Here is a 536-nt window from a genome sequence, read left to right as displayed (position 1 = left end):
TCGAACGATCCGATGCTCGGCGCCTTCCGGGCCGCCGGCTCCGACATGAAGCCGAACCCGAACGACCCGACCGGCGTCATCGTCTGCTGGCCCGTCGAGTATCCTGCGTCGTCCAAGTTCACCGCTATCGACCTGGTCGAGGGTGAGCACCTCGAGGTGACCCGAGAGAGTGCCATCAGCCAGCTGGAGCGCTACCGCCTCCTGCTGAAGCACTACGTCCACCACAACTGCTCGCGTACGGTGGCCTTCGACGAGGCCGAGATCCCGGCCATGGTCGACTGGTTCATGGAGCATTGGGACGAGTACGTCGGCGTGTCATTCCTCAAGCGCAACAACCCGCTCGCCACCGCGGAGGAGCTGGGCTTCAAGTACCGCCCGCAGGAGTGTGTCTCGCGCGAGCGGTACGAAGCGTACCGGCGCCGGCTCTCACCGATCGACATCTCCGAGGACAAGTCCGCCGAGCTGCTCGACCAGGGCGAGTGCGCGACCGGCGGGTGCCCGATCCGATGAGGACGCCGGAGATCGCCGAGGAGCTG

At 66.2% G+C, this 536-nt stretch carries 1 pseudogene; it reads left to right on the top strand.

The window, feature by feature from the left end:
• Nucleotides 1-510, top strand: a pseudogene (locus OWC48_RS46120) (ribonucleoside-triphosphate reductase, adenosylcobalamin-dependent); the annotation flags it as partial.
• Nucleotides 511-536 lie beyond the last annotated feature (26 nt).

It is taken from the genome of Bradyrhizobium sp. Arg816 (genome assembly GCF_029989365.1).
Taxonomy (GTDB): Bacteria; Pseudomonadota; Alphaproteobacteria; order Rhizobiales; family Xanthobacteraceae; genus Bradyrhizobium.
Note: the sequence above shows the minus strand (reverse complement) of the source record. Positions and strands in the feature narration are given on the sequence as shown.